The sequence below is a fragment of the Gordonia sp. N1V genome (assembly GCF_029269935.1).
GTDB classification, from domain to species: Bacteria; Actinomycetota; Actinomycetes; order Mycobacteriales; family Mycobacteriaceae; genus Gordonia; species Gordonia polyisoprenivorans.
This window is the reverse complement of sequence record NZ_JARJDD010000013.1, coordinates 97913-123708: the sequence shown is the minus strand read 5'-3', so window position 1 is coordinate 123708 and position 25796 is coordinate 97913. Positions and strand designations below refer to the sequence as shown.

The window sequence follows — 25796 nt, the reverse complement described above, 5'->3', positions numbered from 1 at the left end:
GGTTATCCGGTGCCCGGCGCCCATCAAAAGTCACCCGATCGCGCCCGCACGCCACCCGTCGACGATGGCCGAGATGGCGAGGACGGGGTCGGCGCCGTCGGGAAACAAACCGGCGAGGAGAAGTAGTGACGCGCCGTGTACCTGCGCCCACAACGACGCGGTGACCGTCGTCGGATCGACCGGCCGGAACGCGCCCGAGTCGATGGCCGCGGCCACCGCCTCGTGCAGTGGAGCGAAGGCGTCGGCGCCGGCCGTGATGGTCTCCTCGGTCGCCTCGATACCGAGTGCGCTCAGGCCGAACATCAGCTCGTAGAGTCGTGGGTTGACCAAAGCCCAGCTGACGTAAGCGGTTCCGAGTGCGGTGACATGCTCGATCGGCTCCTCGGTACCCGCCTCGCGTTGCGCCGCGGTGAAGTCACGCAGCGCGCGTACCAGCACCGCTCGGGTGAGATCGTCCTTGCTGCCGAAGAGTGAATACACCGCGGTGGTCGACGTCGACGCCGCCCGCGCGACCGATCGCACCGAGAGCGTCCCGAGACCGTCCGTCTCGACGATCGCGGTGGCCTCGTCGACGAGACGCGCGCGGAGTTCATCGTCGTGGATCTTGGGTCTTGCCATACCCGCAATCGTTCCATAACATCGTTTCGTAACAACGTTACAAAACGAGGAGTCGTCATGGCCGCACGCGAGGCTCGACGAATGACCAACAAGACGCCGCCCGAGGGCACGACGCTGTTCCTCATCGGCATGAGCATGCCGCGGCTTCGGCATCCCGGGGCGTGGCTTGCCGTCTTCCTCGCCATGCCACGAATGTTGATGTACCTCAAGGGTTAGCCGTGGTTTACTGTCTCAGCTTCTCTTCAGGAACCAGGAGTTGGACACCATGGCCGATGTGCTGACCCGCCGCGAAACCGCGCGCCCAGAACGTATTTCCCCGCCGAGCCCGCGGCCACCACGCCACCGGCGCTTCGGGGTTGCGGTGGTCGCGCTGCTGTCGGTGCTGGCCATCGGACTCGGTGTGAGCATGGGGGAGGGGCAGGCACGAGCGGCCAGCACTCAAGACATCATCAGCGGATTGAATGCGATGAAATCCCTCAATCCGGCGACGGGTATCGGGAACGTCGTCGCATTGCTGATCAACAACAAGGGATCGCAGGCGGCGCTCGAGCAGTGGCGCATTCAGGCCTGTGGGTCCGGCGCCTCGAGTGGCGGCGCCGATTGTTCGGGATCAACGGGCACGGGCATCGCCATCGTGATGCCGGGTCAGTTCGAGCTCACGCCGGATGCCATCTACAAGGGTGCTCAATCGATCGCCAACGATCAGGCCATCAAGACGATCCTTGGCTGGTTCGGTATCGACAGTTCCCTTCCCAACGCCGCCACCCCTCTCGGAAATGCCACCGTGATCGGTGACGGTTTCCAGTTCGCGATGGCCTCCACCGGCGGTAAGGCGACGGCGATCTCGTATCTACCGGTGAGTCTTGCGACAGCCGGCGCCAGTGGCGGGCGAACCGCTTACGCGTTCGCGCTCGTCGGTATCGCCAATGCGTGGACCACCGACGACATCCCGATCGTGATTCTCTCGAAGCCGACCGGGTTGACGATCCCCGGCATCAAGACCGTCGGCTGCTACGGCGGACTCACCGCTGCGTATGCCGAGGGCGTCGGTGCATGCGCAAATGCGTTGGGTACCTTTGACTTCCGGTTCAATCAGTTGGACGCAGCGGGCAAGTCGCTGACCGTCCCGCAGGTGCAGTTCGCGCTGACCGACCCGTCGGCGGTGCTGACCGACCCTTCCGGTGTCTTCAGCAAGGTGATCACCGATATCTTCGCCGGCAAGACACCGACCCTCAGCAAGGACTTCACCCGCCTGTCCCTCGGCGGCGATTCGCTGCTGGCGCTGACGAGTGACTACGGACTGTCGGCGCCGATCACCGTGAACTGGCTCGGGTCGACGATCACGATCTACCCGACCGCGACCGTCAACGGCGCAACCCGCCCGAACATGCTTGCGCTGCCGCAGATCGTGACCGGTGATCTCGACACCTCCCAGATCATCCCGATCATCACGATCCCGCAGATCACCTTCCCGTTCGGGCTGGCGCCGCTCGGGCCGTATGTGAGCAGCACACCTGCGCTGACGACGACGTCGGCCCGGACGTTGGCCGCGACGAAGACCACCACCTCACGCGCCGCGCAGAGCGCCGTCGCCGATGACGAGACCGGCACCACGTCGTCGAGCTCGAACGCAACGACGTCGAGCACCACACCGAGCACGACGACGTCGAGCAGCACAACCACGCCGAGTTCGTCGTCGAGCACCAGCCGGTCGTCACAGTCGAGCACCTCGTCGGAGACGCGAACCAGCGCGCCGTCGGCGGCCCCGACCTCGTCGGCGGGCACGGACACCGGTACCGACTCCGGCGGCACGCAGAGCTCCGGCGGCGTCCCGGCGGTCAGCCCGGCCAACTGAGGGTTCTCCTCGTCGGTGGGAGCACCACCGCGCATGTCGCCGATGCACCACGCCCGGTTCGTTACAGTGGATGGCAACTCGCCGACAAGGAGACTCCGACGTGATGGCCATCGATCCGAACAAGAGCAAAGCCGTCGGTCAGGTGGTGCGGCAGCATCCGATGATGAGTCTGGTCGCCGTGTCCCCGGCCATCGCGATCTTCGTGCTGCTCTGGGTGTTTGGCATCGAATGGCTGGCCATCGTCTTCGCCGTCGCGGCGATCGGTGGTGGCTACTACCTGCTGACCCGGCAGAAGTAGGCCTGGTCGATGTCAGCGGGGGAGATCGTGCGCAGTCCCCGACGGGAGCGCTGATCGTGGCGTCCACCCGCGTCGACAGCTGGATCTGGGCAGTGCGTCTGACCAAGACCCGATCGGCAGCCGGTGCCGCCTGCCGCGGCGGTCATGTGCGCGTCAACGATGTCACCGCCAAACCCGCCCAGCAGGTCACCGTCGGCGACCGCGTGCAGGTGCGCCTGGCCGGGCGTGAACGCATCGTCGAGGTCACCAAGCTGATCAGCAAGCGGGTGTCGGCGCCGGCGGCGGCCGAGTGCTACATCGACCACAGCCCGCCACCGCCGCCGCGCGAGATCCTGGCCAGCCAACCGCGACGGGATCGCGGAGCGGGTCGTCCCACCAAACGAGAGCGGCGCGATCTCGACAAATTCCGCGGTGGCGCAGGCTTTCTCGGGCTGGCCGCGGCACTCGCGGTGCTCCTCGTCCTCCTGGGTGCGTGTTCGTCGGACTCCGACGACTCCTCCGCGCCGACCCGCAACACCCCGGAGGCACCGGGGCCGGCCGGCGGTGGACCGTACTTCGGGGAGTGTGGGGGCGTCACCACCGACGAGGTCGGCAAGATCACCAACTTCGGCGGCCTGTCCCTCGTCGTCGACAATCCGTCTGTGTGCGAATGGAGTTCGGGCCCCAGTCGCACCGGCGCGGTGGCCTCGTTCAACTGGTACCGGGGCTCGCCCATCGGCCGTGAGCGGGCCACCGAGCAACTCTCCCGGGAATCGACCAAGGACATCGACATCAACGGGCACAAGGGTTTCATCGCCTCCGACCCGGGCATCTGTGAGATCGGAATCCAGTTCGGCGCGGACTTCTTCGAATGGTCAGTCAGCTCCGGAACCGGCGTCGCCGGCACCACGCCGACCGACCCCGACGCGATCTGCACCGCCGCACGTCAACTGTCGACGATGTCGATCGAGCGTGCGAAATGAGGCGCCGCAACCGACTTCGCGCCGTGCTGGTCCTGCTGATCGTGACGGTGGTGGCCGTCGTCGCCGCCGGATGCTCCCGATCGGTGGACGGAACGCCGTTGTCGGTGCAGCAGGCCAACTCCCAGGGCGGAGACCAGTCCGGCAATGTCGACACCGATCAATACGATCAGCTCACCCTCGAATGCCAGATCCTGCGCACCGACCAAATCGCCAAGGCGGTCGGCGGTACGGGCGCCGAGGCCATCTTCTTCGGGGCGAACTGCCGGTGGTACGTCGACGGCCCGGTGGCGGCGTACGTGACCTTCAACTGGTTCGAATGGGGCACCGTCAACGTCGAGAAGGACACCGCGAAGAAGCTCGGCTACACCACCAACAACGTCAAGGTCGCCAGTCAGGCCGCCTTCACCTCGACCGATCCGCGCCGCCCCGCGGTCTGCGGGGTGACCACGCGGGCGCCGAGTCGGGGCATCTACTCGTTCTGGGTCGAGCCGGTGGGCGGCTCGGCCGCTGCGGACCCGTGCGCCGCGCCGACGAAACTGATGGAACTGGTGCTCAGCGGCGGTCAGTGAACGCTGCGCGCGTCACCGACACCGTTGCTGCGACCCGTAATCCGTCCGGGCTGTCGTCGTCTGCGGGCACCATCATCCACACCAGTAGCTGGTTGGGTTCGCGTATGCGGCGCAGTGTGATCGGCGTGCCCGGCACGATCGGGCGCAGATATTCGATGACCACCCGGTGCGGACCGTCGATGAGATCGGGGTGCTCGCCGAGCTCGTCCTCGATCGCCTCGAGGTAGGCGGCGTTGTTGAGGTGCTTGAACGGATCGAAATCCGTGCTGCGCAACACATGTGGACGGTCGGGCACATCGAGCATCTCCGCGGCGGGCGCGGTCTCGGGATTCATCGACTTCCACCGCAGGCGGTGTTCGTCGGTCATCGACGAGAGCATCTCGAAGGCATTGTCCGACAGTCGTGACGGCATCCCGAGATCGTTGACGTTGATCCAGAACGCCTCGGTCTCGATGAGACCGGCCGGGCGGGGATCGGGATTGAAGCGATTCGTCTCGTGGTCGGCGGTCAGACGCACCCGCATGTTGGTCCACCGGGTGGACAGGGCACCGCACCAGCGCTGCGCGGTGATCGACGCGGGCCAGGAGAACGGGACGATGACATCGATGATGGTGCGACGCACGATCCAGAACGGATCGGTGTCGCCGAAGTCGGTGGCCTCGATGTTGTCGTTGGCGACGTCCTGTAGGTAGCGCGCGACGGCGTCGAGCCGTACCCGCATCTGTTGGTCCACGTCGCCGGTGCGGACCCGATACCCGGCCTCGAAGTACCGCGCTCCGGTCTTACGATCGGGGAGTGGGGTCGTCGTGGCGGGATCGCCTGGGACCTGTCCGGATGCGTCGGGCCGGGCGGCTGTGCTCACTCGAAGTCCTCGTGTCTCGTCCGCTGTGTCAGAGTTAAGATACAGTGAACCGCTAAACTAGAACACGTTCTAGATGGAGAGAAGCAGGGAAACCCCAGATGGCGCATGTGATCACTCGACCGTGTTGCAACGACGCTTCGTGCGTGGCCGTGTGTCCGGTGAACTGCATCCACCCGACGCCGGACGAGCCCGAGTTCTTCACCGCCGAGATGCTGTTCATCGATCCGGAGACCTGCATCGACTGCGGCGCCTGCATTGACGAGTGCCCCGTCGAGGCCATCATTCCCGACGATCAGCTCGAGGAGAAGGACGAGCCCTACCTGCAGATCAACGCCGACTACTACAACGACCACGACGTCGAGGGCGGTCTCGTGCCGCCGAAGAAGGCGCCGCAACTCCCGGACGGACCGCTGCACGTCGCGATCGTCGGCGCCGGGCCCGCCGCGTTCTACGCCGCCGAGGACCTCGTCCGTCGACCCCAGATCGCGGTCGACATGTTCGACCGGCTGCCCACGCCCTACGGCCTGGTGCGTGCGGGGGTGGCCCCCGACCACGCCGCCACCAAGGGCGTCGAATCGGGCTTCGCCTCGACCGCGGCCAAGAAGAACTTCACCTATCACCTTGACGTCGAGGTCGGCAAACACATCAGCCACGACGAACTCGCCCAGCGCTACCACGCGGTCATCTACGCCGTCGGTGCACCGACCGATCGGCGTCTGGGCATCGACGGCGAGGACCTGCCGAACTCCTTGCCCGCCACCGAGTTCGTCGCCTGGTACAACGGTCACCCTGACTACGCGGATCTCGCCGTGGACCTCTCGGCGCAGCGCGCGGTGGTCGTCGGCAACGGCAACGTCGCGCTCGACGTCGCGCGCATCCTCGTCACCGACCCCGACGACCTGGCCCGTACCGACATCGCCGACCACGCACTCGCCGCCCTACGGGACTCGCAGATCACCGAGGTGGTGCTGCTCGGACGGCGTGGCGTCGCCCAGGCCGCCTACACCAACAGCGAATTCCTCGCGCTCGGCGACGTCGACGGGGTCGACGTCATCGTCGATCCCGAGGAGCTGCTCCTCGACTCGGCCACGCAGGAGGCACTCGACGACGGGACGCTGGATTCGACGATCGCCACCAAGATCCGGCTGGCCCGCGAGTTCTCCGAGCGTCCGACAACCCCCGGCAACCGTCGCATCGTCTTCCGGTTCATGGCGTCACCGCTGTCGATCAACGGTTCCGGTGACGAGGCAACCCGCGGCGTGCAGTCGGTGACCTGCGTGCGCAACGTATACGCCGACGCCACCGGTGCCAGCGTCGCCATCACCCCCACCGAGGACCACTTCGACATCGACGCCGGACTGGTGCTGCGGGCGATCGGATACCGCGGCGTACCGATCACCGACCTGCCCTTCGACGAAGGCCACGGCGTCGTCCCCAACACCGCGGGCCGGGTGACCGCGGGCGTCGACGGTGAGGTGATCCCCGGCCTCTACGTCGCCGGGTGGATCAAGCGCGGGGCGACGGGAGGGATCGGCCGCAACCGCCTGTGCGGTCAGGAGACCGCCGAGTCGGTCATCGCCGACTTCGTCGCCGGCACCCTGCCCGAGCCGACGGCGTCGCGGGACGACGTCGCCGACCTGGTCGCCGACCGCGGAGCGCATCGCATCGATCTGGCCGGGTGGAAACGCATCGACCTGGCCGAACGCGGTGCCGGCAAGACCACAGGCCGCCGGCGTGTGAAGCTTGTCGATATCCGTGAATTGGAAAAAGCCGCCGAGGCCGAACCGGCCTGAGGTCCTGGTGCCCGCCGACCGGTGGGCGCCTCGCCGGCAATCGGGTCACACGAGAAGAACGGGGTACACGACGTGCGCGTCGCACTGCTCTCCTACCGGAGCAAACCGCATTGCGGGGGACAAGGGGTTTACGTCCGGCATCTGAGCCGCGAACTCGCGTTACTCGGACATGAGGTCGAGATCTTCTCCGGCCAGCCGTATCCCGACCTCGACCAGGCCGCGCTCGACGCCGGAGTGCGTCTGACCAAGGTGCCCAGCCTCGGCCTGTACGACGAACCCGACCCGTTCCGCACGCCGCGGCCGGGTGAATACCGGGACTGGATCGACGCACTCGAGGTGGGGTCGATGTGGACGGCCAGTTTCGGTGAACCACTGACCTTCAGCCTGCGGGTGGCCCGGCTGCTCGCCGACCGCCGCGACGACTTCGACATCGTGCACGACAACCAGTGCCTCGGCTACGGCCTGCTGCAGATCCAGAAGGCCGGATTCCCGCTGATCGCCACGATCCATCACCCCATCACCCGCGACCGCACGCTCGCGGTCAAGGCCGCCAAGGGGTGGCGCAAGATCACCGCGTGGCGCTGGCATTCGTTCCTGCGCATGCAGGGACGGGTGTCGCGACGCATCCCGGAACTGTTGACCGTCTCGCGCAGCAGCGAGGTCGACATCCGCAAGGCCTTCGACATCCCGTCGGGTCGCATCACGACCATCCCGCTCGGCGTCGACACCGATGTCTTCCGACCGGCCGGACAGCGAATCCCGGGCCGCGTGGTGTCCATCGCGAGCGCCGACGCCCCGCTCAAGGGAGTGTCGTATCTGCTCGAGGCCATCGCCAAACTCGCCGCCGAACGTGACGTGACGCTGACCCTGGTGTCGAAACTCGACCCCGAGGGGCCTTCGGCGAAGCTCATTGAGGACCTCGCGATCGGCGACCGGGTCGAGGTCGTCTCCGGGCTCACCGACGAGGAGATGGCGCAGCTGCTCGCGTCGGCCGAAGTCGCTTGCGTGCCCTCGCTCTACGAAGGATTCTCGCTGCCCGCGGTCGAGGCCATGAGCTGCGGCACCCCGCTGGTCGCCACCCGCGCCGGTGCCATCCCGGAGGTCGTCGGCACCGACGGCAGCGCGGCCCGCCTGGTGCCGCCCCGGGATTCGGGCAAGCTCGCCCAGGAGATCGGGCGGCTGCTCGACGACGCCGACCTCCGCGCCGCGATGGGCGCCGCGGGGCGCGCCCGCGTCGAGGAACGCTACAGCTGGGCGGCCGTGGCCGCGAAGACCGCCGAGCACTATCAGACGGTGCTGGACAGACCAGGGCTCGACAGAACAGGGCTCGACAGAACAGGGCTCGACCGGGTGAACACAAAGGAGACGAGTGCGTGCTGACAGTTGATTTCGACCGGCTGGGTGTGGGTCCGCAGACCAAGGCGATCGACATCGGGGCCGGGCAGGGCAGGCATTCGTTCGAGATGTTCCGACGCGGCGCCGACGTGATCGCCTTCGATCAGTCCGAGTCCGACATGGCCGATGTGGCCGAGATGTTCGACGCGATGATGGCCGAGGGGCACGTACCCGCCGAGGCGAAGGCCCGCGCCGAGGTCGGTGACGCGCTCCGACTTCCCTACGCCGACAACAGCTTCGACGTCGTGTTGATGTCGGAGATCCTCGAGCACATACCGACCGACGAAGGTGCCATCGCCGAGATGGTGCGGGTGCTGCGGCCCGGCGGCGTCGCCGCGGTGACCGTGCCGCGATACTGGCCGGAAAAGGTGTGTTGGGCGCTGTCGGACGCGTACCACGAGGTCGAGGGCGGTCACGTTCGTATCTACAAGGCCTCCGAACTGGCCGGCAAGCTCGAGGCCGCCGGCCTCGAGGTCACCGGCACCGACCACGCCCACGCCCTGCACGCGCCGTACTGGTGGCTCAAGTGCGCGGTCGGCGTCGAGAACAATGACAACCTGCTGGTCAAGGGCTACCACCAACTGTTGGTGTGGGACATGATGAGCAAGCCGTGGCTGACGCGGGTCGGCGAGCAGGTGTTGAACCCGGTCATCGGTAAGTCGGTCGCCCTGTATCTGCGCAAGCCGGAATGAGTCGGGCCACACCGGCGATCGCCGGTGTGCTGACGGCCGAGCAGGTCACCGCGACCGGGGCGGCCATCGTCGGCATGCAGGAGGACTCCGGCGCGCTGCCGTGGTTCCCCGGCGGACAGACCGATCCCTGGGATCACATCGAGTCGGCGATGGCGTTGAGCGTCACCGGCTTCCTGGCCGAGGCCGAGGCGGCCTACGACTGGTCACGGCGTCATCAACGGCCCGACGGATCGTGGCCGATCCGGACGGTGCGCGGGACGGTGACCGACCACGGTATCGATTCCAACTTCTGCGCCTACATCGCGGTCGGCGTCTGGCATCACTACATGATCACCGGCGACACCGCGTTCCTCGATCGGATGTGGCCGACGGTGTGGTCGGCGATCGACCTCGTCTGTCGCTTCCAGCGGCCCGACGGCGCCTTCCGGTGGGGCGGTGACCACCGCACGCACGCGATGTTCGACGAAGCCCTCGTCACCGGCAACGCGAGCATCCACCACGCCCTCGACTGCGCGATCAGGATCGCCGCGGAGATCGACCAGCCCGACGACGAGTGGGTGCGTGCGTTCGAGGCGCTCGGGGAGGCATTCCGCGAGCGGATCGAGGTCTTCGAGGACCCGTCGGAGCATTCGATGGACTGGTATTACCCGGTGCTCGGCGGTGCACTGCGCGGACGAGCCGGCCAAGAACTCATCGCTCGGCGGTGGGACGAGTTCGTGGTGCCCGGCAAGGGTGTGCGCTGCGTCGACCACCGGCCGTGGGTGACCGGGGCCGAGACCTCGGAGCTGGCCCTGGCCCTCGACGCGCTCGGCGACACCGCCGACGCCGTCGAACTGATCGCCTCGATCCAGCACCTGCGCGATCCCGACGGCTCGTACTGGACCGGCCTGGTCTTCGCCGACGGGAAACGCTGGCCGGTCGAGAAGAGTTGCTGGACCTCGGCGGCCGTGATCCTCGCCGCCGACGCGGTCAGCCGGGCGTCGGCGGCCAACGGGATCTTCCGCGACGTCGGCAGCTGGATGGCCGCTCGACGCTGAGGCGGTTCGCCCCCGAGGGGGTTGGCCCAGAGGCGTTTGCCCGGAGGGGTCCGCCCTGAGCGGACTGCCGCCTTCTCTCGAATGCGCTCTCGCCGCCGCCCCACGTCGGCGACGAGAGCGCATCCCCCGACACTCGACCCGGTGGTCGTGACACCGACCGGGGAGTGCCCTCAGTCAAATGGATTGCGCTGGGTCCATGCCACCCGCAGACCGGATATCGCCCGAAAACCGCTGCTAGAGTCATCGCACGAATATTCCGGACCGGAAAACCGGCACCGGATCGGCGGGCGTGACCAAACTCTGATTTGTCCTGTGCGTACCTGGTTCGTAGATTCGCAGGGAACCCGAGACCGGGGGAGGGGGAAGCACCAATGACGACGCGTCTGTCGGACGCATCCGCGGTCGACGGCCCCGGACGCTTCGGTTCCCAACTGCACGCGTTGTTCACCGCGGCCGGATCGCCGACACTGGCCGCGACCATCGCGGGCGCTGCCCGCATCGCCCCCGGGCGTGGTGAGGTGTCGGTGCAGCGCCTCTCGGACTGGCGTCGCGGACGTCACCTCCCGGCCCGGTTCGAGACCCTCGAACCCGTCCTCGCGTGGCTCATCCTGCAAGCGCAGTCGCGGGGTGCCGACACACCGTCGCTGAGTGACTGGCGACGCTGGTGGTCGGCGGCCAATGGCACCCGCACCCGTGACGCGGGTCCGTCGAAGCGGCGCACCGCCGAGCCGATCCCGACGCTCGCCTGCCCGTACCCCGGCCTCGGGGTGATGACCGCCGACGACCGCGACGTCTTCTTCGGCCGCGACCGCGTCCTCGACGAACTCGCGGCACTCATCGGTGCCGCCGACCGCGACCGCGAGCTCTCGCCGGCGATGGTGCTCGTCACCGGCGTCTCGGGGGCGGGCAAGTCGTCGTTGCTACGCGCGGGCCTCGCCCGGCTCGCCGAACGTCCGGAGAACCGCTGGGAAGTGCGTGCGCGCCCGGCCGTCGCGCTGCTCGACGACGCCGATGGCCAGGGTGCCGAGGGTGCGGGAGGCGACGAGCCCGCCGAACAACCCAACGCCGAAGAATCCAGTACCGATCATCCCGGCGCCGACCCCGACACCGGACTCGATGATCACGCCGCCGCGCCGACGCTGACCGTGCAGGTGGTCGACCAGCTCGAGCAGGTGCTCGTCGGGCAGTCGCGTCGCGCCCCGCGCGTACAGCAGCTGATGGAGGCGTTGGGCGGGCTCGCATCGGAGCCGGGAACCGTGGTCGTGGTCGGGGCCCGCGCCGACATGTACGAGATGGCGTCCACGCTCGAGCCGGTCGCCTCGGCGTGGCAACACCGATCTATCGTGGTGCCGCCGATGACCGACACCGAACTCGAGGAGGTCATCGCCGCGCCCGCACGGGTGTCGGGAATCCGCGTCGACAAGGGCCTCGCCCCGACCATCCTGTCTGATTTGCGCGGCCTGACCGGGCGGCGCGGCCCGGTCGAGGACCGCGCCGGGCAGCTCCCGCTGGTGGCCCACGTGCTGTCGGTGATGTGGGCGACCCGTGCGGGCGCCACGCTCACGGTCAGCGGCTATCACGCGGCGGGTGGGGTCTCCTCGGCCATCGCCGAATCCGCAGAGGCCATGTGGCAGGCCCTGACACCGGCCCACCGCGTCACCGCGCAGCGGCTGCTGCTGTCGCTGATCCACATCTCCGACGGGGTGACCGCGCGCCGGCCGCGCCCACTCGCCGACCTCGTCGCCCTCGGTGACGATCGCGCGGGCACGGTCGCGGTGATCGAAGCGCTGTCGGAGTCACGCCTCGTCACCGTCTCCGACCAGCAGGTCCAGATCATCCACGACGTCGTGCTCAGTGCCTGGCCGCGACTGAGCGAACTCATCGAACGCACCCGTGACAGCGCTCCGGTTCTCGAGCGCGTCACCTCCGATGCCACCGAGTGGGACCGTCAGGGCCGCGACACGTCGTTGCTCTACAACTCGACGCGCTACGAGTGGGCCGCGCAGGTGGCCGACGACCCGGTGCTCGGCTCGGTGGCTCGCGACTTCCTCGACACCGGCCGCCACCACATCGACACCCAACGCCGCCGCCGGCGATGGGCGATCGCCGCGGTCTCGCTGCTCGCGGTGATCTCGGTGGTCGCCGCGGGGGTGGCCATCTTCTCCAACGTCGCGCTGGCACGCGAGAGTGACAATGCGCGGTTCTCGGCGCTGCTGTCGTCGGCGGGGCGGCTGGCCCAGACCGATCCGGGCCTCGCCGCCCAACTCGCGGTGGGCGCGTGGCGCATCCACCCCGACAACCCGCTGGCGCGGATGCGGGTGCTGCAGACCCAACAGCTTCCGCTGCCGATCTCGGCGCGACAGGGCCACCAGGGGTCGGTGTACGACCTGGGCCTGACCTCCGGCGGCGCCGGTGGCACGGGTTCGGGGGGCAGATTGCTCGCGACGGCCAGTTACGACCGCTCGGTACGCCTTTGGCGGGCCGACAACCCCCGCGACATCGTGGCAGCCGGTCCGGCCCTGCGCGGGTACGGTTCCTTTGTCACCTCGGTCGATTTCCGGCCCGGCTCGCCGACCCTGGCCTCGGCCGACGGAGAGGGCAAGATCGCGGTGTGGGACATCGCCGACGTCACCCACCCGGTGCGGACTCAGACGTTGCAGTCGCCGTACGGCACCGGGACGTCGTACATCCTGCGCTACGACCGCACCGGCCGGGTGCTCGCGACCACCCATGACAATGGGGTCGTCACCTTGTGGGACACCACCGCACCCGGCGGGTATCGCGCGGTGTCGGCGATCCGTGATCACACCGGTCCGGTCCGCACGGTTGCGCTGTCGCCGACCCGACCGGTGCTCGTCGCCGGTTCCGACGACGGCACCATCAGTCTCTCCGACATCGCCGATCCGGCTGCGCCGGTGCATCTCTCGGACCTGCGGGACGGTATCGACAGTGGGTGGCATTCGGTGGCGATCTCACCCGACGGCACGCTACTGGCGGCCGGCCGGGACGACGGGACGGTCGCGGTGTGGAACATCGCCGATCCGCGCTCGCCGATCGCGTTGGGTCGCGTTCGGGCGCACGGCGCGGCGATCTGGTCGGTCGGATTCTCCGCGGATGGGCGGTCGTTGATCTCGGCCGGTCTCGACGGGTTCGCACGCCGTTGGGACGTCGGCACCGACGGGACATCGGCGTCGGCCGATCTGCTCACCGAACTCGGCGTGCCGATGCGGACCTCCGGCGGCGCGTTCTTCACCGCCCGCGAGATCGCGCCACAGGTCGTCCTCACCGCCGGTGGCGCAGGGACGATCCAGGCCTGGGCCATCCCGGCCTCACCGCAGCCCGCGCACTCGCTGCCCATCACCCAGACCTCGGTCAGCCCCGACGGAACGACCTTGGCCACCAGCGCCGCCGACCAGACGATCGCGCTGTGGAACCTGCCGCGCGGGCGGGCGCCGACAGAGCTGTCCCGCATCTCCGCGCAACCGCGACCCAGTGGTGGGTATGTGACCGCGTTCAACCGGACGGGCACCATTCTCGCCAGCGCGTTCACCGGCGGTGGTGAGGTGGATCTCTACGACATCTCCGATCGCCGGGCGCCGCGTCGTCTGGTGACGCTGCCGGTGCAGACCCGGCACACCTTCCCGCTGGCCTTCGACCCGACGAGGGATCTGCTGGTCACCGGCAGCAGCGACAACTCGGTCCAGCTGTGGGACGTCGCCGACCCGCATGCGCCACGGATGCTCGGACAGCCGTTCGCCACGGCGGACGGCTTCATCGAGGACGTCCAATTCGGTCCCGACGGTGGTGACCTCGTCGTCGCCGATGCCGCACATCGCATCACCCGGTGGGACATCGACGACCCGCGCAATCCCCTCCTGGCACAACAGATGACCTCGCACACGAGTGCGGTCAATGCGGCGGTGTTCAGTCCCGACGGGCGGTTCATCTACGGCGGCGCCGACGACCAGACCATCTCGGTGACCGCGGTCGGTTCCGAATCGGCTGCGCGCGTGCGTGTTCCGGCCGGGGTTCGGGTGACGTCGCTGTCGGTCTCGGCCGACGGCACAACCCTGGTGGTCGGCGCCGACCTGAGCGTGCAGCTCTGGGACATCTCGAAACCCGATGCGCCCAAACCGATCGCACGCGACGAGTCGATCACCGCAGAGTCCGTATACGTCCGCGAACCGATGATCGCTCCCAACGACGTCATCTACGCCGGTGGCCGTTCCGATCTGCAGTGGTGGACGATCGACGCCGGAGCCGTGGCGAGCCGCGTCTGCGCGGCCGACAATCACATCGATCGCGGCACGTGGGACGAGTTCGCCGAGGGGGTCCGGTACCCCGACATCTGCCCCGGCTGAGGCATGACGGGAACTCGGATAAAACGAGAACTTGTTCTAGACAGGTGTCCAGGCCTGTGTCTAAGGTGAGGGCATGGATTTCGGGATCGTTCAGTTCACCAGCGACCGCGGACTGACGCCGCAGGTTCTGGCCCCGCTCATCGAAGAGGCCGGGTTCGCGTCGTATTTCGTGCCCGAGCACGGGCACATCCCGACCCGCCGCGATACGGCCCATCCGCGGACCGGTGATTCCTCGCTGCCCGACGATCGCTACATGCGCACCCTCGACCCCTGGACCACGCTGGCCGCGGCCGCGGCGGTCACCGAGCGGATTCGGCTCGCCACGGCGGTCGCGCTACCGGTGCAGTCCGATCCGATCACCCTCGCCAAGACCCTGGCCACCCTCGATCACCTGTCCGGCGGACGGCTGACGCTCGGTGTCGGATTCGGTTGGAACCTCGACGAATTGGCCGATCACAAGGTGCCGCCGAAGCTGCGACGGACAATGTTGCGCGAATACCTCGAGGCGATGCGCGCACTGTGGACCGACGAGGAAGCCGAATACCACGGTGACTTCGTCGATTTCGGGCCCAGCTGGGCATGGCCCAAGCCGCAGGCGCACATCCCCACGCTCGTCGGCGCCGCAGGCAACGAGAAGAACTTCCGATGGATCGCCCGCAGCGCCGACGGCTGGATCACCACGCCGGGCGAAGAAGACATCGAGGGCTCGGTGGGCCTACTGCACCGGATCTGGTCCGACGCCGGCCGTGACGGCGCGCCGGAGATCGTCGTCCTCGACTTCAAGCCGGTCGCCGAGAAGCTGGAGAAGTGGCGCGAGATCGGCGTCACCACGGTCCTCTACGGGCTTCCCGACGACTCGGTGGAGCGTGCCCGCGGCTACCTCGCCAAACTCGCCGGCAAGCTCGGTCTCGCCCCTGCGGTGGTGTGACCCTCCCACGCCGACAGCGCTCGTCCCATCGCCGACAGCGCTCGTCTCGACGCCGACAGCGCCTTTGAGCGCTCCGGCTACGGCGCGGCCGCGAGCCCCGGAATGACGAAGCGCTCCACCTGTCGTCGCACCGACGCCGGGTCGTCGGCGTCGACGGTGGTGCCGGGAACGGTGCCGAGGCTGATGAGAATGCGTGCCACCCACTCCGATACCTCGACGGCGTCGTGATCGGGGTGTACCTGTCCGGTCTCGATCGCCGCATCGACGAATGGTCTCCAGAAAAGTGCGAGGTCGGGGACGAGGGCGCTGACGCCCACGCCCGCGCACGCGGCGAATTCCTCCGGCTCTTCCGTGCGCAGCCGCAGTAGTAACGTCCCGGGGTCGTCGTAGGCGCCGCGGCCGATCCGGACGCCTGCCACGAGTTGCTCGGTGAAGCCCCCAAGGGTTTCGAGTTCGACGCGCGCATCGTTCCAGAACGAATCGGTGAGCCGGACGATCGTCGCCCCGACCATCGACTGCTTGTCGGGGAAGTGTCGGTAGAGCCACGCGCGCGACACCCCGGCGACATCGGCGACCTGCTGCATCGTCGTGGCCCGAATACCCTTGTCGGCGAGCAACTTCTCGGCCGCATCGAGCAGGCGGTCGGCGACGCTCGTGGTCGGGGCGGGTGTCATGGACACCAACTCTAACAACCGGGCTGGACAGTTCCGTGAAAGTGTTCACTCCGAGCTCTTTCGTGCGGTAGACAGATTCAGAGATCTGTCAACTATCCAAAGGGGCTCCCATGCGCGATCTGCCGCGTACCGCCATCATCGGCGCCGGAATCAGCGGTCTGACATCGGGAAAGATGCTCACCGACTACGGCGTCCCGTACACCTGTTTCGAGAGTTCCGATCGGGTCGGCGGCAACTGGGCGTTCGGCAATCCCAACGGGCACTCAAGCGCCTATCGGTCGCTGCACATCGACACGTCCAAACATCAACTCTCGTTCCGGGATTTCCCGATGCCGTCGGAATACCCGGATTTCCCGCACCACACCCAGATCAAGCAGTACCTCGACGACTACACCGACGCCTTCGGGCTGCGCGAGAACATCGAGTTCGGCAATGGCGTGACCCACGCCCGCCGAGTCGACGGCGGCGGGTGGGAGCTGTCGACCCAGCGCGGCGAGACGCGCCGCGTCGACCTGCTGGTGGTGGCCAACGGGCATCACTGGGATCCGCGGTGGCCGGATTTCCCGGGCGAATTCGCCGGCGACGAGATCCACTCCCATTCCTATATCGACCCGCGCACCCCGCTGGACTTCGCCGGCAAACGAATCCTGGTGGTGGGCTTGGGCAACAGTGCCGCCGATATCGCCGTCGAACTGTCGTCCAAGGCGCTCGACACCACGGTCACCATCTCGACCCGGTCGAGTGCCTGGATCGTCCCCAAGTACTTCGCGGGTAAACCGGCCGACAAGTACTACCACACCTCGCCTTATATTCCGTTCTCGTGGCAGCGTAAGTTCACCCAGATCATGCAGCCGATGACCGCAGGGCGCCCCGAGGATTACGGCCTACCGACCCCGAATCACAAGTTCTTCGAAGCACATCCGACGCAGTCGGTCGAGCTGCCGCTGCGACTCGGCTCGGGTGACGTCACCGCCAAGGGCAACATCGAGCGACTCGACGGCCACACCGTGCACTTCGTCGACGGAACGAGCGCCGACTTCGACGTGATCATCTACGCCACGGGATACAACATCACCTTCCCGTTCTTCGACCCGGACGTCATCGGCGCCCCCGACAACCACATCGACCTGTACAAGCGCATCTTCTATCCCGGCATCGACGACGTCGTGTTCGCCGGGTTCGCCCAGTCCACGCCGACGCTGTTTCCGTTCGTGGAATGTCAGGCCCGGGTCATCGGTGCCTATGCGGTCGGACAGTACCGACCGCCGTCGGTGCCGCAGATGCGCGAGACCATTGCCTCCGACCAGCAGTACTTCACCGGGCACATGCTGCACACGGCAAGGCACACACAGCAACTCGACCACTATCTCTACGAACACAACATCCGCACCAAAGAACTGCCCGCTGGGCGTGCGCGTGCCGCCGAGCAAGGGCCCGTCCGCTGGGCGGGCGTCGACACCGCGCCACTGCAGGAGGCACGATGACCACCGCCGACACCGACCGTCGCACAGTACGTTTCGAGTCCGGGGGAACGAACTGTGACGCATGGTTCTTCACACCCACCGGGAACGCATTCACCACCGACGCAGGAGTGCCGGTGGTGGTGATGGCCCACGGCTTCTGTGGTACCAAGGATTCCGGGCTCGAGCCGTTCGCGCGACGCCTGGCCGACGCCGGTCTGGCGGTGTTCGCGTTCGACTACCGGAACTTCGGACTCTCCGATGGTGAACCGCGCCAACGGGTCTCGATGTCCGGTCAGGCCGCCGACTACCATGCCGCCATCGACGCCGCCGGCCGTCAGCCCGGTGTGGACGCCTCCCGGATCGTCCTGTGGGGGCTGTCGCAATCCGGCGGGCACGTGTTGATCGTGGCAGCCGAACGTGCACGGACGGGACGCGACGACGTGGCCGCCGTCATCTCGGCGGTGCCTCTCGTCAACGGACTGGCCGCGGGGGTTCTCCACTACCCGCAGGTGGGTGCGGTCTCGATGTTGCGATCCACAGCTGTTGGCATCGGAAGTGCTCTGGGCGCCAGACTTGGGCGTGACCCGGTGATGATGCCGGTCGTCGGCAAGCCCGGTGACAAGGCCGCGTTGACCAGCGACGGCTACCTGGAGAGTTACCTCGCGATCGCCGGCCCGAGCTGGCGCAACGAGGTCGATGCGTCGATCGGTCTGGAGCTCGGCTCATTTCGCGCCGACAAGGCCGCGCCGGATGTGGCGGCGCCGGTCCTCATGCAGATCGCCGACCTCGATCGGGGAGCGCCGCCCCACGCGGCGGCCAAGGCCGGATTCGCCGCGCGCGCCGAGGTCCGGCATTACCCGTGTGACCACTTCGGGATCTTCGCCGAGGTGGCGGATTCGTGGTTCGAGCCGGTCGTGTCCCACCAGATCCTGTTCCTGACACGCCATCTCGCCACCTTGGCGGTGACCGCGTGAGCACGGCACTGGTGGTCGGCGGTGCGTCGGGCATCGGAAAGGCCACAGCGCGAATGCTGCACGAGGAGGGCCATCGCGTGGTCGTCGCCGACGTCAATGCCGATGCCGCGGCGGCGGTTGTCGCCGAACTGGGCGGCACCGCGACCGCGGTGCACCTCGATGTCACCGACGAGGCTTCTGTCGCTGCAGGATTCGACGGTCTGGACGACCTCACGACCGTCGTCAACTGCGCAGGGCTGTCGATGCCCGGAGCGCTCACCGAACTGGAGTTGTCGGCGTGGCAGACAACCGTCGATGTCTGCCTGACCGGCACCTTCCTCGTGCTCAAGTATGCGGGACGCCATGTCGCCCAGGGTGGTTCGATCGTCTGTGTGGCCTCGCTGAACGGTCGCCAGCCCGGTGCCGGGATGGGGTCCTACTGTGCGGCGAAGGCCGGGGTGCTGATGCTCGTCGAGGTGGCCGCCCTCGAACTCGCCGAACGCGGTGTTCGCGTCAACGCCGTTTCGCCCGGACTCGTCGACACCCCGCTGACCGCCGGAATCGCCTTCGTCCCCGGGCTGACCGAGGAGTACATCGAGAACACGCCGTTGGGTCGGGCGGGTACTCCCGAGGACATCGCCGCGACGATCGCGTTCCTCACCTCCCCGGCGTCGGGGTGGATGACCGGTGCCGCAATCGATCTCAACGGCGGCGCGCACCTGCAGCGCTATCCGGACGTGTTGGGTAAGGTGCGGGCACTCGCAGGCGGGTAGATCCGGTGTTCGGCGACGGTCAACCCCGCGGCAACGGGGCCCCGACCTCGCCGGAGTCGCGTCGCAGGACGCGCAACGAACCCTCCGCGCGGACCTCGGTGAACTGTCCGGTCTCCAAGGCCTGGCAGTAGATCTCGTAGGGGGGACGGCCGCCGTCGGCGGGATCGGGGAACACGTCGTGGATCAGCAGCGCGCCACCGATGCGCACCCACGGTGCCCACCCGTCGAGGTCGTTCTGCGCGGCCTCCATCGAATGGCCGCCGTCGATGAACACGAAGTCGGCGGGTTTGCCCCAGGCCCGGGCCGCGACGGTCGACGGTGCGAGCATTCCGATCACGGTCTGCTCGAGGCCGGCGTCGAACATCGTGCGCCGAAAGCGGGCCGAGGTGTCCAGCGTGCCCGAATGCGGATCGACGAGAGACTCGTCGTGGTACTCCCAGCCGGGCTGGTGTTCCTCGGAGCCGCGGTGGTGATCGACGGTGACGATCACCGCCCCTGCCGCCTCGGCCGCCGAGCCGAGGAATACCGTCGACTTGCCGCAATAGGTGCCGATCTCCACGCCGACCTTTGTCGAATCCGGTTGTGTCAGATACTCACCGGCGATCTCGAACAGGGTTTGCGCCTCGTCGAGCGGCATGAAGCCCGGCGCGTCGTCGGCGACCTGACGACGTTCGGGTGAGGGAGCGGAGAGCGGCTGCGATGCCGGCGAGGCGGTCATGAAAACCGATCCTAGGGCATCTCTGCGGTTACCGACCGAGCGATTGTTCTCCCCGGCGTAGGGTGGACAACCATGAAAGCTCAGGTGCTCACCGCAGAGTCCGGACCGTCCGCCCTCGAACTGACCGACGTCCCCGATCCGACGCCCGCCGAGGGCCAGGTCCTCGTCGACATCAAGTCGTGCGGGATCTGTTTCCCCGACCTGCTGATGAGTCAGGGAAAGTACCAGCTCCGCATGCCGACGCCGTTCACGCCCGGCACCGAGGTCGCAGGCGTGGTGCGCCAGGCTCCCGAGGGGTCGTCGGTGAAGGTGGGCGACAAGGTTCTCGTCGCGTCCATCGTCGGCGGCTTCGCCGAACAGCTGGCCGCCTCGCCCGAGCAGCTGCTGCCCCTCCCCGAGGGGCTGACCTTCGATCAGGGTGCCGCGCTGGGCATCAACTATCAGACCGCGCTGTTCGCGCTGAAGTTGCGCGCACAGACCGCGCCCGGTGAGGTCGTCGGGGTGCTCGGTGCTGCGGGTGGCGTGGGGACCGCGTCGATCATGGTCGCCAAGGCGATGGGCGCCAAGGTCATCGCGATCGTGCACCGCAAGGGTGCCGAGGAATTGCTGCGCAGCGCAGGCGCCGACGAGGTTGTCCAGCTCGAAGAGGGTTGGGGAGCCGAACTGAAGAAGATCGCGCCCGAGGGTGTCGACGTGATGATCGACCCGTCCGGTGGCGAGGTGTTCGACGAGGCGCTGCGTCAGGTCGCTCCCGACGGTCGGTACGTGGTCATCGGCTTCGCGGCCGGTGGTATCCCGACCGTCAAGCTGAACCGCGTGCTGTTTCGCAACATCGCCGTCGTCGGCGCCGCCTGGGGTGAGTATGTGCGCACGCACCCGGGCGTGCCGGAGCTGCTGCACGACGAGCTGACCGAGATGATTGCGGCGGGGCTGAACCCGCAGGTCAACACCACCTACACCCTTGATCAGCTGCCGACCGCATTGACCGATCTCGCCGAGGGGCGGATCCTGGGGAAAGCCGTCGTCCACATCGCCGATTGAGAGGTCACCTCATGTGCCGCAACATCACCGAACTGCGCGGACTCGAACCCGCGGCGACCGAGGAAGAAATCGAGGCAGCCGCGCGCCAATACGTTCGCAAGGTGAGCGGCATCCGTCATCCGTCGGCAGCCAACGCCGAGGTGTTCGAGGCGGCGGTCATCGCGGTGACCGCCGCCACGCGCACCCTGCTCGATGAGCTCCCGGAGCGTCGCAAGCCGCCGAAAACCGTACCGCCGCTGCGGCGTCCGGAGGTCCGGGCGCGGATCGCGGCGCGGGGGTAGGGCTGCGGCGCAGTGATCGGAGACGGCGCGAGGTGATGATCAGGTGGATACCCCCACTCAACGAGGTAGGGGTCCGGGTACCGCTCGACGGCGTGATCAATCGTTGCGCCGACGTGGTGGTCTGGATTAACCAGACAGTGGCGTACACCACCGGGGTCGAGATGACCGTCGAGGTTCGAATCCGCAAGGACGCGATGACTTTTGACGGCGGACTGTGGTTCGGGCGCGATGGTCACCGCAGCTCCGTGGTTCCGTTGCTGGTCGGGTTCGAATGGGCCGACGGGACGACCTCGTCCAATCTGCCGTCGCCGGAGTTGAATGCGGGTGGACTCGGGCGGTTCCGCGGCACAGCCGGCGCCCACAACGCCTCCTTCGCCTTCGGCCTCGACCACCTGCCGCCTCGCGGCGAGTCTGTACTCGTCACTGCGGCACCTTTCCTCCGACTTTCGGAACGAAAGATCACGTTCGACGCGGGAATCATCCTCGACGCCGCATCCCGTGTGGAGGTGCTCTGGCCCGATGATCGCCGCCCGATCCCGTGTGAGCGCGGTGACCGCGACGCGGTCCCGCGAATCCCGTCGACCGGATGGTTCGCTGATCACTACGTGCAGGCGCCACCGAGGCCGGCGGGTGGGTATGCCGCCGTCGTCACACCGGCAAAAGGTGCGCCGAGGTATCCGGACGACTGGGTCGACGGCGCGCCGACCAACAGCACCGACCAGCCATGCGCAATCTGCGGAAGCGTCAATGTCGTCTGGGTACATCCACTCGACATCGACAGGACCAGCTATCGCGTTTATGGCAAAGGGCATTCGCTCCCCTCGTTTTGGGCATTGTGCGAGGACTGCGAACAGATGTACCGCGCAGGCAATGACGACGCCGTGGTCGCCGTCATGGAAAAGTACTGGATATTCCAAGACACCGACGAACAGCTTCATCAGGCGCTGACCGTGTTTCGCCGGGCAGACAAGGGAGCTCGTCGTTTCTCGAGTTGAGTCTTCCGAGAGGGGCTCAGTTCACACCGAACAACCCCGCCGCATTTCGATAGAGGACCCCGCGTACCCAGTCGTCGCCCAGATCCAGCCGCACGATCGCGTCGAGGGCGTGGGTGTAGGTGTAGGGGATGTTCGGGAAGTCGCTGCCGAACAAGATCTTTGGTCCCAGGTCGGCCAGCCGGGGTCGGAGCTCGGGTGGGTACGGTGCGTCGGCCTCGGAGAAGTCGGTGAACGACATCGTGGTGTCGAGTCGCACATTCTCGAATCGTTCGGCGAGGCCGAGGAATTGCTCGTATTCCGGTGTGCCCATGTGCGCGATGATGAGCGGCAACGACGGGAATCGCTTGAGGAGCCGGGCGATGGGCTCGGGCCCGGTGTAGGTGCCCGGTGCCGGTCCGGAGCCGCAGTGGATGATCACCGGGACCTGCCCGTCGGCGATCTGCGACCACACTCCGTCGAGCAGCGGATCGAGTGGTGAAAAGGCGCCGACTTGGATGTGGCACTTGAAGACCCGGGTGCCCGCGGCGATGGCCTTCGAGACGTAGGCGGTCGCCGGCTCCTCGGGGTAGAAGGTTGCGGTGTGCAGACAGTCGGGGTGGTGCGCGGCGAAGTCGGCGGCCCATCCGTTGAGCCACTCGGCCATGTTCGGCTTGTGTGGATACACGAGTGAGGAATACGCGCGAATGCCGAACGCCTGCAACGCAGCCACCCGGACGTCCTCGTCGGCTCGGTAGGTGATCGGCCATTCGCGTCCGACGAGCGGGCCTGCCGAGTCGAAGTACGCCCACACCTTGTCCATCACCGACCTCGGCATGAAGTGCGTGTGGACGTCGATCAGACCCGGCAGTCCCAACGTGCCCCAGATCGAGCGGACCCGTTGTGCCTCAGCCTCGCTGAACGGTGTCGGCGCGGAGGGATCTTGCTCGGGAACGACGCTGTTCATGCGTCGACGGTACCGCGCGTGACGCCACGGGTCACGGAGAGCCGATCACCGTGCGTTCCCCATCGAGGTGACCGCGGTTCGCAATGTCAGTCCTGCGTGTGAGCGGAGGAGTGGTCCTTGGACGCGCGCGGCATGCGCCCGGTCCAGTCGCGGGGAACGATGAACACGCCCTCGGCCTCGACGGTGACCCCCTCGGCGTCGGCGAGAGTGCCCCGGACGGTCTTCTTACGGCCGTCGCGACCGACGATCGACGCGCGTGCGGTCAGCGGCCCCAGTGGCGTCGGGCGCACGTAGCGCAGCGAGATCGTCCCGGTGTAGCACGGCACGCTGTCGACGCTGGCGGCCTCGCCGAGTACCTGATCGAGGATCATCGCGGCCACTCCGCCGTGCACATGGTCACCGGGACCCTCATAGGCGGCACCGAGGGTGAACTCGGCAGACACCTCGTGCCCGTCGTGGCGGGTCCGCAGAGGCGGCGCGATGGCATTACGCACGCCGACAACCGAATTGCCCCAAGGCATTCCGACGAAATCCGGCGTGTACCGAACGCCGTACGGACCGTCGATCTGCTCGGCGCGCAGGGTGTCGACGATGTCTTCGATCCGCTCGCGCGCCGCGGCCACCACGTCGTCGGGGACCTCGGTGCGAATCACCGCATCGATGAGCTGGCGCACGGAGTCGGTCAGCGGTTCGTAGATCGCGCGGCGGCGGGCGATCTCGTCGTCGGAGATGTCCTCGAGGGTGAACTGCATGCGGCGACTCCCGGGTCGTGCCGGCCGTGGTGAACCGCGGACCGAAACCAGACTAGAACGTGTTCTAATCTAGCGGAAGGCGTCGGCGTCGGCCACCAGATCGGTGCGGGCATCGGCGAGCACTTCGGAACGGTCGTCCGGGCGGACGAAGCCGGCCTCGATCGCCGTGTCGGCCGCCTCGGCGTAACGCTTGAGGTAGGTGTCCTGGTCCGGGTAGAGATCGGCGATGACCGTCGGCGGCAGGGGCGTCGTGACGCCGAACAGCACACAAATGCGGGGCACGTCGTCCTCGACCACGCCACTGAGGATCTGGGTCGGTACGTCCACGCACGGAGTGCGCACGCCGTCGCGCGCATTGCCCACCTGGTCGAGTTCGAACCGGTGGCCGTCCCCGGCGTCGACGACCAGCAGCGGGTCCGCGACCGGGGGCTCCGACTCCTCGTCGACCCACGACCGCAAATGGTGCAACGCCGAACGCAGCACAAAGCGCTGCTGACCGCGGTTCACCGGCGCCGGACAACCGAGCATCGACTCGTACTCGCCGATCTGAGCGAAATCGGCATGCGACGTCCCGGCCATCTCCCATACGCGCAGCAGAGACGAATCCGGTTGTCGGGCTTGCACATACTGAAAGTTGGTGAGAACGTCGGTCTCGGTTTGCACGACGAAGACCGGAACGGTCAGATCGTTGGATATCCGCACAGGTAACCCGCGATAGGCTTCGGTGATGTCGGCGGGGCCGTCGGCCTCGCCGAGCGGCAGAGCGCCAAGAGATCGGCTGTGAATCAGAATCCCGTGAAAGACGTTGTGTAGGTTGGCGAAATGATTCACGTAGGTCGTCAGTGCCATGGCCGATTGGGATTCCCCCGCGGCCAGTAGTCGGCGCACGGTGAGTCCGGCCAGTGGGTGGCCTTGAGTGTGGTTCGCGGCGAGTGCGCCACCGATGGCGCCGAAGATGTCGTAGCTGTAACCGTCACCCGGGTGGCGTAGTGACCCATATCGATCGGGGTCCTTGTCGGCGAGACGCGTGGGCGTGTCACCGTCGTCCATTCCGACAGATCCGGCACCGCCCTCGATGCCGGTGTACTGCGCCGAAACCCCCACCCAGGCACACCCCGATCGGACGATCTCCGGCGCGAGGTACGTGTACTCGGGTGCGGCGTCGGTTCCGCTGGACACGTTGAACCACTCGACGACGACGTATCCGTTGAAATCGGAGTCATTCTCGGGGCGCCGCACCAGGATTCGGGTGGTGAACTCCGCGGAGACGGCTTCGGCAACGTCTCCGGACGAGGTGCTCTCGAATCGGCGGGCTCGTCCGACAGCAGCATATTCGCGCTCGTCATATCGGTGGGCTGTCAGGTTCGGACCGGGGCTGGCGCTGAGGATGTTGTGACCTTTTCCGCCGGTCAGTTCGATGAAGGTCACTCGTGACGACATCTTTCGACCTTAACCCTCGTCCGCCGTTCGACGTGGTCTTCCTGATGTTTGACGTCGACGTCCTCGAGACGTCTTCCCCCGATGGTCGAGCAACTCGCCCTGCCCGATAGCCGGAACCTTCCCCGATGTCCCAGGCACCGGGCCTTCCCCCCCGATGGTCGCAACCCCCCGACAATCGAAGACCTTTCCTCCCGATGGTCGAGGTGCGAGCCGCGTGCGGCGAGCCTCGAGACTCGGCGAGACAACCAGCCTCCCAACCACATCCACCAACCACAGCGAAACCCGCACCCCTACCACACCCCACCGACAGAAAACCTCAGCCAGCCCACCAACGAAACCCGTTGTCCACAAGCACCTTTCCCTCCACAGAATAATCGAACACCCTTGCGCTAC

24 protein-coding genes are annotated in these 25796 nt (G+C 67.3%); 17 read left to right on the top strand and 7 right to left on the bottom strand.

The features are described from left to right. Positions 1-30: 30 nt before the first annotated feature. Entirely contained in the window at positions 31-627 is a 597-nt protein-coding gene (locus P3L18_RS17620) for a TetR/AcrR family transcriptional regulator (RefSeq protein WP_079929032.1), read from the bottom strand. 48 nt (positions 628-675) lie between these two features. Here P3L18_RS17620 and P3L18_RS17615 point away from each other — a divergent pair, with 48 nt between their 5' ends. The 5 genes from P3L18_RS17615 (at position 676) to P3L18_RS17595 (ending at position 4302) form a co-directional block, all read left to right on the top strand. Next, positions 676-834 (top strand): hypothetical protein, encoded by a 159-nt coding sequence (locus P3L18_RS17615; RefSeq protein ID WP_276114827.1) that lies wholly within the window; start codon positions 676-678, stop codon positions 832-834. Between the two features lie 49 nt (positions 835-883). After that, positions 884-2473 (top strand): hypothetical protein, encoded by a 1590-nt coding sequence (locus P3L18_RS17610; protein ID WP_276114803.1) that lies wholly within the window; start codon positions 884-886, stop codon positions 2471-2473. Positions 2474-2576: 103 nt separating this feature from the next. Next, positions 2577-2771, top strand: a complete 195-nt coding sequence (locus P3L18_RS17605) for a hypothetical protein (RefSeq protein WP_079929013.1) — start codon at positions 2577-2579, stop codon at positions 2769-2771. 56 nt (positions 2772-2827) lie between these two features. Continuing rightward, positions 2828-3733 (top strand): DUF3558 family protein, encoded by a 906-nt coding sequence (locus tag P3L18_RS17600; protein WP_276114802.1) that lies wholly within the window; start codon positions 2828-2830, stop codon positions 3731-3733. Then, the gene (locus P3L18_RS17595) at positions 3730-4302 is read left to right on the top strand and encodes a DUF3558 domain-containing protein (protein WP_020170368.1); all 573 of its coding nucleotides are present in this window, start codon (positions 3730-3732) and stop codon (positions 4300-4302) included. Before P3L18_RS17600 ends, P3L18_RS17595 begins: the two co-directional genes overlap by 4 nt. On the opposite strand, the gene P3L18_RS17590 is transcribed toward P3L18_RS17595, so the two are convergent. Then, positions 4286-5164, bottom strand: coding sequence for an acyl-ACP thioesterase domain-containing protein (locus P3L18_RS17590; RefSeq protein ID WP_079929016.1), 879 nt, complete (start codon positions 5162-5164; stop codon positions 4286-4288). The two genes, P3L18_RS17595 and P3L18_RS17590, sit on opposite strands and share 17 nt — an antisense overlap. Positions 5165-5262: 98 nt before the next feature. Between P3L18_RS17590 and P3L18_RS17585 the strand changes: the two genes are divergently transcribed. The 6 genes from P3L18_RS17585 (at position 5263) to P3L18_RS17560 (ending at position 15370) form a co-directional block, all read left to right on the top strand. Continuing rightward, the gene (locus P3L18_RS17585; protein WP_276114801.1) at positions 5263-6957 is read left to right on the top strand and encodes an FAD-dependent oxidoreductase; all 1695 of its coding nucleotides are present in this window, start codon (positions 5263-5265) and stop codon (positions 6955-6957) included. 72 nt (positions 6958-7029) lie between these two features. After that, positions 7030-8337: a glycosyltransferase family 4 protein gene (locus P3L18_RS17580; protein WP_079929034.1), complete on the top strand. Its 1308-nt coding sequence runs from the start codon at positions 7030-7032 to the stop codon at positions 8335-8337. After that, positions 8331-9044 (top strand): class I SAM-dependent methyltransferase, encoded by a 714-nt coding sequence (locus P3L18_RS17575; protein WP_014361079.1) that lies wholly within the window; start codon positions 8331-8333, stop codon positions 9042-9044. Before P3L18_RS17580 ends, P3L18_RS17575 begins: the two co-directional genes overlap by 7 nt. Further along, on the top strand, positions 9041-10081 hold the full coding sequence (locus P3L18_RS17570; RefSeq protein ID WP_079929018.1) for a prenyltransferase: 1041 nt from the start codon (positions 9041-9043) through the stop codon (positions 10079-10081). The genes P3L18_RS17575 and P3L18_RS17570 overlap by 4 nt, the downstream gene beginning before the upstream one ends. Before the next feature lie 371 nt (positions 10082-10452). After that, positions 10453-14442, top strand: coding sequence for an AAA family ATPase (locus tag P3L18_RS17565; protein WP_276114800.1), 3990 nt, complete (start codon positions 10453-10455; stop codon positions 14440-14442). A gap of 73 nt (positions 14443-14515) precedes the next feature. Beyond that, complete coding sequence (locus P3L18_RS17560) at positions 14516-15370, top strand: LLM class F420-dependent oxidoreductase (protein WP_079929020.1); 855 nt, start codon at positions 14516-14518, stop codon at positions 15368-15370. Positions 15371-15447: 77 nt separating this feature from the next. On the opposite strand, the gene P3L18_RS17555 is transcribed toward P3L18_RS17560, so the two are convergent. Beyond that, positions 15448-16044: a TetR/AcrR family transcriptional regulator gene (locus tag P3L18_RS17555; protein WP_276114799.1), complete on the bottom strand. Its 597-nt coding sequence runs from the start codon at positions 16042-16044 to the stop codon at positions 15448-15450. Between the two features lie 110 nt (positions 16045-16154). On the opposite strand from P3L18_RS17555, the gene P3L18_RS17550 reads away from it, so the two are divergent. Genes P3L18_RS17550 through P3L18_RS17540 form a run of 3 tightly spaced genes read left to right on the top strand, consistent with a single transcriptional unit; the run spans position 16155 to position 19233 of the window. Next, positions 16155-17528: an NAD(P)-binding domain-containing protein gene (locus tag P3L18_RS17550; protein WP_276114798.1), complete on the top strand. Its 1374-nt coding sequence runs from the start codon at positions 16155-16157 to the stop codon at positions 17526-17528. Continuing rightward, positions 17525-18481, top strand: coding sequence for an alpha/beta fold hydrolase (locus P3L18_RS17545; RefSeq protein ID WP_276114797.1), 957 nt, complete (start codon positions 17525-17527; stop codon positions 18479-18481). The genes P3L18_RS17550 and P3L18_RS17545 overlap by 4 nt, the downstream gene beginning before the upstream one ends. After that, positions 18478-19233 (top strand): SDR family NAD(P)-dependent oxidoreductase, encoded by a 756-nt coding sequence (locus tag P3L18_RS17540; protein ID WP_276114796.1) that lies wholly within the window; start codon positions 18478-18480, stop codon positions 19231-19233. The genes P3L18_RS17545 and P3L18_RS17540 overlap by 4 nt, the downstream gene beginning before the upstream one ends. A 19-nt stretch (positions 19234-19252) precedes the next feature. Here the strand turns inward: P3L18_RS17540 and P3L18_RS17535 are convergent, their stop codons facing one another. Beyond that, on the bottom strand, positions 19253-19951 hold the full coding sequence (locus P3L18_RS17535) for a class I SAM-dependent methyltransferase (protein WP_006367791.1): 699 nt from the start codon (positions 19949-19951) through the stop codon (positions 19253-19255). Positions 19952-20023: 72 nt separating this feature from the next. Here P3L18_RS17535 and P3L18_RS17530 point away from each other — a divergent pair, with 72 nt between their 5' ends. Genes P3L18_RS17530 through P3L18_RS17520 form a run of 3 tightly spaced genes read left to right on the top strand, consistent with a single transcriptional unit; the run spans position 20024 to position 22268 of the window. Next, positions 20024-20992: an NADPH:quinone oxidoreductase family protein gene (locus tag P3L18_RS17530; protein ID WP_276114795.1), complete on the top strand. Its 969-nt coding sequence runs from the start codon at positions 20024-20026 to the stop codon at positions 20990-20992. An 11-nt stretch (positions 20993-21003) separates the two neighbouring features. Next, positions 21004-21273 carry a DUF2277 family protein gene (locus P3L18_RS17525; RefSeq protein ID WP_276114794.1) on the top strand — a complete coding sequence of 90 codons (270 nt, stop codon included), beginning with the start codon at positions 21004-21006 and terminating at the stop codon, positions 21271-21273. Between the two features lie 35 nt (positions 21274-21308). Further along, on the top strand, positions 21309-22268 hold the full coding sequence (locus P3L18_RS17520; RefSeq protein WP_276114793.1) for a hypothetical protein: 960 nt from the start codon (positions 21309-21311) through the stop codon (positions 22266-22268). 16 nt (positions 22269-22284) lie between these two features. Here P3L18_RS17520 and P3L18_RS17515 read toward each other — a convergent pair whose 3' ends face one another. The 3 genes from P3L18_RS17515 to P3L18_RS17505 all read right to left on the bottom strand — a co-directional run bounded on the left by P3L18_RS17515 (position 22285) and on the right by P3L18_RS17505 (position 25403). Then, positions 22285-23211: an amidohydrolase family protein gene (locus P3L18_RS17515; RefSeq protein WP_276114792.1), complete on the bottom strand. Its 927-nt coding sequence runs from the start codon at positions 23209-23211 to the stop codon at positions 22285-22287. An 86-nt stretch (positions 23212-23297) separates the two neighbouring features. After that, a complete protein-coding gene (locus P3L18_RS17510) occupies positions 23298-23963 on the bottom strand; it encodes a PaaI family thioesterase (RefSeq protein ID WP_276114791.1) in 666 nt (221 codons plus the stop codon). A 69-nt stretch (positions 23964-24032) separates the two neighbouring features. After that, complete coding sequence (locus P3L18_RS17505) at positions 24033-25403, bottom strand: alpha/beta hydrolase domain-containing protein (RefSeq protein WP_276114790.1); 1371 nt, start codon at positions 25401-25403, stop codon at positions 24033-24035. Between the last annotated feature and the right edge of the window lie 393 nt (positions 25404-25796).